The organism is Roseomonas sp. TS2 (assembly GCF_058833935.1).
This window is the reverse complement of the sequence record NZ_JCACVY010000184.1, coordinates 1-8,840: the sequence shown is the minus strand read 5'-3', so window position 1 is coordinate 8,840 and position 8,840 is coordinate 1. Positions and strand designations below refer to the sequence as shown.

Genomic DNA, 8,840 nt, shown 5'->3' with positions numbered 1-8,840 from the left:
GAGGATGACCGCGCCGGCGGCCCGCAGCGCCTGGATCATCGCCGCGTCGTTCTTCGGGAAGTGGCCGCGATAGGCGGCGCAGCCCATCTGCGTCGGCATGTCGCGGGTGGCGATCAGGTCCTTGATGCCGATCGGCATGCCGTCGATCGCCGAGAGCGGGTGCCCGGCGCGCCAGCGCGCGGTGCTGGCATCGGCCGCCTCCCGCGCCCCGGCCTCGTTCAGCACGACCCAGGCCCGGACCACCGGCTCCCGCGCGGCGATGGTCTCCAGGCAGCGCTCCAGATAGGCGCGCGGCGTGTCCGTGCCGGCCTGGAAGCCGGGCACCGCGTCGTGGAAGGTCGGTGCGATGCGCTGCCGGGCGTCGTACCGGGCCGGCTGGGGGTCCGCCATGGAGGCTCCTCCTCGATCAGGGGCGCGGGCGCGCCGCGCGGCAGGGGGCAGCCATGCAGCCCTGGTCGCGGCCATCGGGCACCGCCCCGCGCCGGGTGGGTGGATGGTGCGCAGACGCTAGGGGCGGGCGATGGGCACGGGCAATGCCGGGCGCCGCCCGGGTTCCGCCCAGCGGAATGCGGGCTCAGCCGCGGGCCGGCGGCGCCGGCTGGTACCCGTTCATGCGCGAGAGGGCGGCGGCGCGCTGGGTCAGCAGCCGGGCGAAGCGTTCCTCATCGGCGGCAGAGAAGCGCGACTGCGGCAGGGTGAGGCAGAGATCGCCGACGATCTGGCGGCTGGCGCCGAACACCGGCGCCGCCATGCCCACGGCCTCCCGCGTCTGCTCGCCGCGCGTCAGCGCATAGCCGCGGCGGCGGATGCGGGCCAGCCGGTCGGCCAGCGCGGCGCCGTCGGGGGGCGAGCGGCCGTCGAGCGGCGAGGGCTCGCCACGGCGCAGCACCCGCTCCACCGCCGAGGGGCCGAGCCAGGCCAGCAGGCACAGGCCGGTCGCGCCCCAGAGCAGGGAGCGGGCGCGGTGCATGCGGACCGCGTAGGGCAGGGGCCGGGCCGAGGCGGCCTTGTCGACGAACATCATGGTCAGGGTCTGGGGCAGCAGCATGCCGAGCATGCAGGTCTCGTCGGTCTCCCGCGCCACCTCCTGGATCACCGGGCGGGCCAAGCGCAGCACCCCGGCCTTGCGCGCCGCCAGGGCGCCGATCCGGCTGAACTCCCCGCTCACCCGGTAGCGCCGCCCCGGCGTGCGCTCGACCAGCCCCGCCGCCACGAGCTGGTCGAGCAGGCGGTGCACGGTGCTCGGCGCCAGGGCGAGCTGCCCGGCGAGGTCCTTGATGGACAGGCTCTCCCCGCCCTCGGCGAAGGCCCGCAGCAGCGCCACGACGCGCGCGACGACGCTGGTTCCGTCCTCGGCCTGCTCCACCGCCTGGGCCACCGCAGCTCCCTCCCCGCCGGGGGCGGCCGTGGCCGGGGCAGGGGGCTCACCGTGCCGGCTTCGTCGCGCGCCCCGCGCCCCGCCTGGACCGCCCCGTCCCGGCGCCACGGAAGTAGACCGTGGCGGCCGCCGGATTTCAATGCCGGCCTTCCGCCCCCTCAGAGCGAGAGGGCGAAGCCGAGCCGGCCGGCGGCGTTGTGGATGTGCGCCGCCATGGCCTGGCGGGCCGCCTCCGGCAGGCCGGCGATGATCGCCTCGTGGATGGCGGCGTGCTCGGCGAGGGTGACGGCGATGACCGACGACACCGTGCTGCCGGGGCGCGTGCGGGCGACCATGATGGTCTCGCGGATCTGGTCCGACAGGAAGCTGACCACGCGGGCGATCTGGTCGTTGCCGGCGGCGCGGGCGACGGCGCGGTGGAAGTCGAGATCCGCGTCCACCCCGGCCGAATCTCCCTCCACCTCGCGCTCCATGTGGCGGAAGGCTTCGGTGATGGCGGCGATGCCCTCCGCGGTCCGCCGCGCCGCCGCCAGCCCGGCCGTCTGGATCTCGAGGATCGCGCGCAGCTCGAAGAGGTTGCGGAAGGTCGTGCCGTCCTGCAGCGCCTCGGCGTCGAAGCGCAGCACGCCGGTGCCCTGGCGGCGGACGACGAAGGCGCCGACCCCCTGGCGCGACTGCACCAGCCCGTCCGCGCGCAGGCGCGAGACCGCCTCGCGCACCACGTTGCGGCTGACGCCATAGGCCTCGGCCAGCGCCTGCTCGGCCGGCAGGCGCTCCCCCGGCTTCCAGCGCCCCTCGGCGATGCCGGCGGCCACCAGCTCGGCGATGCGGGAGGGCAGCTGGGGCGGGCGGCTGACGCGTTCGCTCATGATCCGTCCCCGGCGAGGAGGCGCCCCGGGCTCATGCATCCCCGGGGGTCGAGGGCCGATTTGATGCCATGCAGCAGATCGCGGTCAACGGCGCCCAGCCTGCGCAGGAACGGCTCCCGCTTGACCCGGCCGATGCCGTGCTCGGCGCTGATCGAGCCGCCGAAGCGGTCCACCAGGGCGAAGACCAGCTCCTCCGCCCGGTGCAGCAGCGCATCCTGCGCGTCATCGTCCAGGCCGGGCGGCGGCAGCACGTTGTAGTGGACATTGCCGTCCCCGACATGGCCATAGGCCACCGGCAGGGCCTCCGGCAGATGCGCGGCCATGGCGGCGTCTGCCTCGCGCATGAAATCCGGCAGGCAGGAGATCGGGATCGACACGTCGGTGCGCAGGTGCCGGCCACGGCGGTGCTGCGCCTCCACCAGATCCTCGCGCAGGCGCCAGAACCCGGCGGCCTGCGCCCGGCTCATGGCCACCGCGCCGTCGAGGATGGCGCCCCGCTCCAGGCAGCCGCCCAGGAACTGCTCCATCAGCGCGGCGAGGTCGACCAGCCCGCTGGCCGAGGCCTCCATCAGCACATAGACCGGGGCCGGCGCCTCCAGCGGCTCGCGCAGGGCGGGGTGGGCCTCGAGGGTGATCTCGATGCAGCGGCGGGGCAGCAGCTCGAAGGCGGAGAGCAGGTCGGAAAGCTCGCGGCGCGCGGCGGCGTAGAGCCGCATGGCGTCGGAGACGGATGCCAGGCCGAGCATGGCGGTCTGCACCTGGCCGGAGCGGGGAAACAGCTTCAGCGCCGCCGCGGTGACGATGCCGAGCGTCCCCTCGGAGCCGATGAAGAGCTGCTTCAGGTCATAGCCGGTGTTGTTTTTGCGCAGGCTGCGCAGGCCGTTCCAGATGCGCCCGTCCGGCAGCACCACCTCCAGCCCGAGCACCAGGTCGCGCGCCATGCCGTAGCGCAGCACGTTCACCCCGCCGGCATTGGTGGCGACGTTGCCGCCGATCTGGCAGCTCCCCTGCGCGCCGAGCGAGAGCGGGAAGTGCAGGTCGTGTTCCTCGGCGGCGCGGTGCAGCGTCTCCAGCACGCAGCCGGCCTCGGCCACCATGCTGAAGTTCAGCGGATCGACCGAGCGGATGCGGTCGAGCCGCTCGAGGCTGATGACAAGCTCCTGGCCCTCCGGCGAGGGCACCGCGCCGCCCACCAGCCCGGTATGGCCGCCCTGCGGCACCATGGGGATGCCGGCCTCGGCGCAGAGGCCGACGAGCCGTGCCAGATGCCCGACGCTGCCCGGGCGCGCCACGGCCAGCGGCCGGCCGCTGAGGTCGCCGGACCAGTCGCGGCTGTAGCGCGCCATCTGTTCGGGCGCGGTCAGCAGCCCTTGTTCCCCGAGCAGTTCCCGCAAACGGTTGATCATGCCACCGCCAGTCTCCAACGAGCGACCCTCCTGTCGTGCCGGCCCGGAATACCGCGCCAGCCGGGATCATGGATATCCGGCCTGGAATGAACTTGTCCAACAATAGGACATGTGCCAGGGTCCAGCAACAAGGAAGACCCGGGCGAGGCGCCCGGAAGGCCCGCGAGGGCAGGGAAGGAAACGAACGTCGATGGCCCGACACGCCACAAGCGCGGCCCGCCGCGCCGCCGCGAGCCTGCGCCCGTGACCGCCGCCGCGGAACGGGGCGGCCCGCCGCCCGCCGGCACCCGGCCGCGCCTCGGCTTCATCGGCATCGGGCTGATGGGCACGGCGATGAGCCTGCGGCTGCTGGAGCGCGGCTGGCCGCTGACGGTGTGGAACCGCGAGCGGCCCGCCCTCGACCCGGTGCTGGCGGCAGGTGCCAGGGAGGCCGGCTGCCCGCGCGAGGTGGCCGAGCGCAGCGACATCGTGCTGATGTGCGTGCTGGACACCCCCGCCGTGGAGGCCTGCGTCTGGGGCGAGCAGGGCGTCGCCGAGGTCGGGGCCGGGGCCGGGGGCGGCGCGCGGCTGCTGATCGACTTCTCCACCATCGACGCCGGGGCCACCCGAGACTTCGCCACGCGGTTGCGCGCGCGGACGGGCATGGGCTGGATCGACGCGCCGATCTCCGGCGGCCCTTCCGCCGCCCGGCAGGGCGCGCTCACCGCCATGGTCGGCGGCGAGGCGGCGGAGCTGGCGGCGGCGGCGGCGGTGCTGGCCGACCTGGCCGGGAACGTCACCCATATGGGCCCGGTGGGCGCCGGGCAGGTGACGAAGGTGGTGAACCAGGCGATCGTCGGCTCCGGCTTCATCGCCATGGCCGAGGCGCTGCACCTGGCCGAGGCCGCCGGCATCGACGCCGCGGCGCTGCCCGCCTGCCTCGGCGGCGGGCTGGCCGACAGCGTGCTGCTGCAGCGCATCTACCCGCTGATGCAGCGCCGCGCCTTCGACCCGCCGCTCGGCTATGCGCGCCAGCTGCTGAAGGACCTGAAGGCGGTGAAGGGCTTCGCCCACGGGCTCGGCCTCTCCCTGCCGGGCGTGGGGAATGCGGCGGAGCGCTTCGGCGCCTATGTCGGCCAGGGCAACGCCATGGCCGACATCGTCTCCATCATCCGCCTCTACGAGCAGGAGCGGCAGGCGGGCGGCGCGGCGGCGGAGCCGCTGCCGGTGATCGACGCGCACCAGCATTTCTGGGACCTTGGCGAGAATCACCACCCCTGGCTCTGCGACGCCGAGCCGATCCCGTTCCGCTACGGCGACTATGGCGCGCTGCGCCGCAACTACCTGCCGGCCGACTACCGCGCCGACACGGCGCGGCACCGCATCGCCGGCACCGTGCACGTCGAGGCGGAGTTCGACCCGGCCAACCCCGTCGGCGAGACGGTGTGGCTGGAGCGCCTCGCTGCGCGCGAGGGGCTGCCGACCGTCTGCGTCGCCCAGGCGCGGCTTGACGACCCGGAGGTGGCGGCGGTGCTGGCGGCCCAGGCGGCGCGCCCCATGGTGCGCGGCATCCGCCACAAGCCGCGCGCGGCGGCGCGGCCGGAGGAGGCCAGGCGCGGCGCCCCCGGCTCGATGGACGACCCGGCCTGGCGGCGCGGCTACGCGCTGCTGTCGAAGCACGGCCTGAGCTTTGACCTGCAGACGCCCTGGTGGCACCTCGACGCCGCCCACGACCTGGCGCGCGACTTCCCGGAGACGCAGATCATCGTCAACCACACCGCGCTGCCGGCCGACCGCAGCGTGGAGGGGCTGCGCGCCTGGCGGGCGGCCCTGGCCGGGCTGGCGCGGGCGCCGAACGTGGCGCTGAAGATCTCCGGCCTGGGCTTGCCCGGCCAGCCCTGGCCCGCCGCGGCCAATGTGGCGGTCATCCGCGATGCCATCACCCTCTTCGGCGCCGATCGCTGCCTCTTCGCCAGCAACTACCCGGTGGACAGCCTGGTGGGCAGCTTCGACGCCATCATGGACGGCTTCCTGCTGGCCATCGCCGACCGCCCCGAGGCGGAACGGCGGCAGTTGCTGCACGACAACGCGGCCCGGCTCTACCGCTTCTGACCCGGCCCGGGGCGGCGAGGCCGCCCCGCGCGGCCGCGGCATCATCGATGGGAATTTGGGACATGGCTCGTATCGGTTTCATCGGCCTCGGCGTCATGGGGCGCGAGATGGCGCTGAACCTCGCCAGGGCGGGGCACGCGGTCACCGGCCACGACGCCGTTCCGGGGGTCGCGGCCGGCCTCGCGGAGCAGGGCATCACGCTGGCGCGGGACCTCGCCCACGCGGCGGAGGGGGCCGAGTTCGTCATCCTCATGCTGCCCGACACGCCGCAGGTCGAGGCGGTGCTGACCGGGCCGGAGGGCCTGCTGCCGCGGCTGCGGCCGGAGCAGATGGTGATCGACATGAGCACCATCTCGCCCGTCGCCACGCGCAGCATGGGCGAGGCGCTGGCCGCGCGCGGCGTGGCCATGCTGGACGCGCCGGTCTCGGGCGGGGCGGCCGGCGCCAAGGGCGCGCGCCTGTCCATCATGGTGGGCGGCGAGGCCGCCGCCTTCGCCCGCGCGAAGCCGGTGCTGGAGGCGATGGGCACCAAGGTCGTGCATGTCGGCGAGATCGGCAACGGCCAGATCGTGAAGCTGTGCAACCAGCTGGTCTGCGCCATCAACATCCAGGCGATGTGCGAGGCCGTGGCGCTGGCCCGTGCCTCCGGCCTCGACCCGGCCGTGGCGCGGGAGGTGCTGATGGGCGGCTCCGCCAATTCCTGGATGCTGGAGAATCTGGGGCCGCTGGTGCTGGCCAAGGATGCCAGCGCCGGCTTCCGCATCGACCTGAAGCTGAAGGATCTGCGGCTGGCCAACGATCTCGCCTTCCAGAAGGGCGTGCCGCTGCCCGGCACAGCCCTGGTGACGAGCCTCTACCTGGAGGCGCGGGCGCATGGCGAGGGCAGCAACGGCAACCAGGCGCTGTTCCGCGTCTACGACCGGATGACGGCGCAGGGAGGCTGAGACGCCGCGCCGGGCGCCTTCCGGCAGACAGGGAACTTCCAGGAAAGCAGGAGAAAAAAATGTTCAGTCTCAAGGCGGCCTTCGCCGCGGCCGCGCTGGCTTCCTCCATCATGCTGCCGGGCGGCGCCTTCGCGCAGACCGTTCTGAAGCTCGGCCATGTCTGGCCGGCGGCCGAGATCCATGCGCGCGCCGCCGAGCGCTTCGCCGCCGATGTCGCGCAGGCGACCAATGGCGCGGTGAAGGTGGAGATCTACGGCGGCAGCACGCTGGGCAGCGACCGCGAGCTGGTCGAGGGCATGCGCTTCGGCTCGAACGACATCTGGGTGGGCGGTGCCGGCGTCCTCACCGCCGCCTCGGACACGGCGAAGATCTTCGCCATGCCCTTCATGATCCGCGACGCGGCGCATTTTGGGCAGGTCTTCAACGGCCCCATCGGCCAGGAGGTCACCGAGGCCGTCCGCAAGGAATCCGGCCTGCAGGTCCTCGCCTACTGGCTGCGCGGGCCGCGCTGGCTGACGACCAAGGCGCCGGTGCGCTCGCCCGCCGATCTCTCCGGCCTCAAGATCCGCGTGCCGGACAGCCCGGTTTCGGTGGCCTCCTGGAAGGCGCTCGGCGCCGCGCCGACGCCGATGAACTTCGGCGAGGTGTTCAGCGCCCTGCAGCAGGGCGTGATCGACGGGCAGGAGAACCCGCTCTCGCTGATCGAGAGCTCGAAATTCTCCGAGGTGGTCAAGTACCTCGTGCGCACCGAGCATTCCTACGAGCCCATCGTCATCGTGATGAGCGCCAGCCGGCTGAACCGGCTGCCCGAGGCGCAGCGCAAGGCGGTGCAGGCGGCCGCGACCGGCGCCGCGCAGGCCTTCGCCGCCGAGGAGGTCGCCAAGGGCGAGACCGCCTTCCTCCGGATGCTGCAGGAGCAGCGCATGACCCTGATCGAGCCGGACAAGGCGCCGTTCCGCGCCAAGGTGGGGCCCGCCTTCGTGAAGGCGTCCTTCCCGTCGATCGCCGCGCTGTACGAGAAGGTGGTCGCCGTCGGCGCCCCCGCCGCGCGCTGAAGGGAGGGGAGAGGAGCGCCATGAACCCCGCCCCACGCGCCGAGGTCGCGCCCGCGGCCACCGCCCCGGGCGCCCCGCCATGGGCGCGTGGGGTCCGGATCGTCGACCGCTTCAACGAGGCGCTGCTCGCCTTCCTGGCGGTGACGCTCGGCATCCTCGCGCTGCTGGCCTTCGCGCAGGTGATCGCCCGCTACATCGTCGGCGCGCCGCTCACCTGGTCGGAGGAGGTGATCCGCTACGCCCTGATCTGGTCGGTGTTCCTGGGCGTCGGGATCGGCGTCCGCCGGGGGATGCTCGCCTCGGTCGAGGTGGTCAACGCGGCCCTGCCGCCACGGCCCGCCCGGCTGCTCCGCTGGGCCAGCCTGGCCATCTCGGCCGCCTTCTGGGCGGTCATGGTGAGCTATGGCTGGATCATCCTGGGCAATGTCGAGGGGATGCGCTCCGGCGCGCTGGAGATCCCGATGACCTATGTCTATGCGGCCGTGCCGCTGGGCAGCCTGCTCGCCCTGGTGAACACCCTGGCCGTCGCCCTCGCGCCGCCCGCCGGCTCCGCAGAAATGCCCGTGGACTGAGGACACGCCATGAGCCCCATCACGATCGGCGCCGCCCTCCTCCTGCTCTTCGCGCTTGGCGTGCCCATCGCCATCTCGCTGGCGGGGACGGCCGCGCTCGCCATGCACGCCTCCGGCATCCCGCTGCAGGCGATGGTGCAGCGCATGTTCGCCGCCCTCGATTCCTTCCCGCTCACGGCCATTCCGTTCTTCATCCTGGCCGGCGCGCTGATGGAGGCGAGCGGCATCTCGCAGCGCCTCATCGGCTTCGCCCAGGCGCTGGTCGGGCGTGCCACGGGCGGCCTCGGCCTGGTGACGGTGGTCTCGGCGATGTTCTTCGCCGCCATCTCCGGCTCCAGCGCGGCGACCACCGCGGCGATCGGCGGCACGCTGATCCCGGCCATGGCGCGGCGCGGCTTCCCGCGGCCCTTCGCCACCTCGGTGCAGGCGGCCTCGGGCGAGCTGGGGGTGATCATCCCGCCCTCCATCCCGATGATCATCTTCGCCCTGACGGCCGGCGTGCCGGTCTCGATCGGCAGCCTGTTC

Annotated in this window: 9 protein-coding genes; 5 read left to right on the top strand and 4 right to left on the bottom strand. The window is 73.6% G+C overall.

Annotated features, from left to right (window positions below):
• From ACZJYS_RS20420 to ACZJYS_RS20405, 4 genes are all read right to left on the bottom strand, one after another.
• Positions 1 to 390, bottom strand: a 390-nt coding sequence (locus ACZJYS_RS20420; protein WP_493180131.1) for an amidase family protein, incomplete at its 3' end; no start/stop codon positions are given.
• A gap of 184 nt (positions 391 to 574) precedes the next feature.
• Positions 575 to 1,378 (bottom strand): IclR family transcriptional regulator, encoded by an 804-nt coding sequence (locus tag ACZJYS_RS20415; RefSeq protein ID WP_181378118.1) that lies wholly within the window; start codon positions 1,376 to 1,378, stop codon positions 575 to 577.
• A 158-nt stretch (positions 1,379 to 1,536) separates the two neighbouring features.
• A complete protein-coding gene (locus ACZJYS_RS20410; protein ID WP_493180130.1) occupies positions 1,537 to 2,247 on the bottom strand; it encodes a FadR/GntR family transcriptional regulator in 711 nt (236 codons plus the stop codon).
• Entirely contained in the window at positions 2,244 to 3,653 is a 1,410-nt protein-coding gene (locus tag ACZJYS_RS20405; RefSeq protein ID WP_493180129.1) for an FAD-binding oxidoreductase, read from the bottom strand. Before ACZJYS_RS20405 ends, ACZJYS_RS20410 begins: the two co-directional genes overlap by 4 nt.
• Before the next feature lie 243 nt (positions 3,654 to 3,896).
• Here ACZJYS_RS20405 and ACZJYS_RS20400 point away from each other — a divergent pair, with 243 nt between their 5' ends.
• The 5 genes from ACZJYS_RS20400 to ACZJYS_RS20380 form a co-directional block, all read left to right on the top strand.
• Positions 3,897 to 5,744 (top strand): amidohydrolase family protein, encoded by a 1,848-nt coding sequence (locus tag ACZJYS_RS20400; RefSeq protein ID WP_493180128.1) that lies wholly within the window; start codon positions 3,897 to 3,899, stop codon positions 5,742 to 5,744.
• Positions 5,745 to 5,806: 62 nt separating this feature from the next.
• Positions 5,807 to 6,688, top strand: coding sequence for an NAD(P)-dependent oxidoreductase (locus tag ACZJYS_RS20395; protein ID WP_493180127.1), 882 nt, complete (start codon positions 5,807 to 5,809; stop codon positions 6,686 to 6,688).
• A gap of 59 nt (positions 6,689 to 6,747) precedes the next feature.
• Entirely contained in the window at positions 6,748 to 7,743 is a 996-nt protein-coding gene (locus ACZJYS_RS20390) for a TRAP transporter substrate-binding protein (RefSeq protein WP_493180126.1), read from the top strand.
• A 20-nt stretch (positions 7,744 to 7,763) separates the two neighbouring features.
• Positions 7,764 to 8,315: a TRAP transporter small permease gene (locus tag ACZJYS_RS20385; RefSeq protein WP_493180125.1), complete on the top strand. Its 552-nt coding sequence runs from the start codon at positions 7,764 to 7,766 to the stop codon at positions 8,313 to 8,315.
• A 9-nt stretch (positions 8,316 to 8,324) separates the two neighbouring features.
• On the top strand, positions 8,325 to 8,840 hold a 516-nt coding region (locus tag ACZJYS_RS20380), incomplete at its 3' end, for a TRAP transporter large permease subunit (protein WP_493180124.1).